This is a genomic window from Vibrio sp. Vb0349, assembly GCF_033338975.1.
The window spans coordinates 1-1,200 of sequence record NZ_JAWOTS010000299.1 but is presented as its reverse complement, the minus strand read 5'-3'; the positions used below and the strand labels follow the sequence as shown (position 1 = coordinate 1,200).

The following is a 1,200-nucleotide window of genomic DNA, read 5'->3' as shown; positions in this document are numbered from 1 at the left end:
TGCTGGAACGTTCTTATTAATCGGCCTACTATGACGACGCAAATGAGTAATGTACTGCTGTGCAAATTTACGACTGAACCACATATCGCCTTGGAGAACCTTATCAATGCCCGTCTGTAAGGTCTGTATATCGTCTGAGGTATAGAAAATACCAGCAAGCGCCCCCCAAACAAACAGTTCATCCGTTGAGATAGATTTGTCGCAGTTGATGAGGATTTCAAGCGTTCCAGTTAAATTGGGGGTTTTAAATTCCATATAACGAGCAAACACTTCATCTGTGATAACGCTGTAATCTAGGACAATCGCTGATATAGGTCGATTTCTAACAAATGGGCTAGCAAGATTTTCGGGAGTGATCAGTAGAACGTTAATACCGAGCTTCGTTTCCAAAACATCCTTTAAGAGAGATGACTGTAGACTGCCCTCCGTAATTAAGATGACATTCCTTGTAGTTTGATGCTCCATCCTGCTCGCATTCCTTTAGTAGTTTTGATTGAAATATGCAATAGAGTAGATAGAGCGGGAGCATTGTCAAGTATGAAAATCCCTAGTACTAATTAGTAAACTATTGAAGTGTCAATAATTTTTAAGTCACAACATGATGTAGGGAGAAATGGTAGAGAAAAGCTATCCGATTAGAAAATGATGAGTAGAAGTCGTGTGTGTGACTTAGTAAATTGAAGGAATGATGAATTTTACAAATGAAAAAAGGGAGTAAACACTCCCTTTTTATTAATGAATTGGAACAGAATTTTTCTGATTAAACTTGCCGAAGTATTGCTCCAAAATTTCTGGCGTTAACTTGCCTTCTGCTTCTAGCTTTTTAAGCTCAGCCGCAATGGCTTTTTGCTCTTCTAGCGAAGGCAGCTTTACTTCTGGCTCCTCTGCAGCTTCTTGAGAAATCTGCGCTAGTTCTTTTTCGAAGTCGTTCATAGTACTTACCTAAATATAGTCATTAAACTGTTCAACTTCGTCTATTCTATCCAACTCTAGAGTTTGAAGCTACCAACCATCTTATCTAGGCGAGATGAAAGCTCTTGAAGATCGCGGCTTGCGCCAGCCAACTCTTCCGCCGTTGCAGTTGTCATCTCGTTGATTGCGTTGATTTCTTCAATATTCTGATTGATCGTATGAACCACGGTAGATTGCTCTTCCGTTGCCGTCGCAACTTGCGTGTTTCGATCGGAGATATCCGTAATA

General features: G+C 40.2%; 2 protein-coding genes and 1 pseudogene. All 3 read right to left on the bottom strand.

The features are described from left to right. Positions 1-465 (bottom strand): helix-turn-helix transcriptional regulator (locus R7Q47_RS25350; RefSeq protein WP_140137533.1); only part of this gene is annotated, 465 nt, incomplete at its 3' end. A 267-nt stretch (positions 466-732) separates the two neighbouring features. After that, positions 733-933 (bottom strand): chromosome segregation ATPase, encoded by a 201-nt coding sequence (locus R7Q47_RS25345; RefSeq protein ID WP_023623718.1) that lies wholly within the window; start codon positions 931-933, stop codon positions 733-735. Between the two features lie 56 nt (positions 934-989). Next, positions 990-1,200 (bottom strand): annotated as a pseudogene (locus tag R7Q47_RS25340) (methyl-accepting chemotaxis protein); the annotation flags it as partial.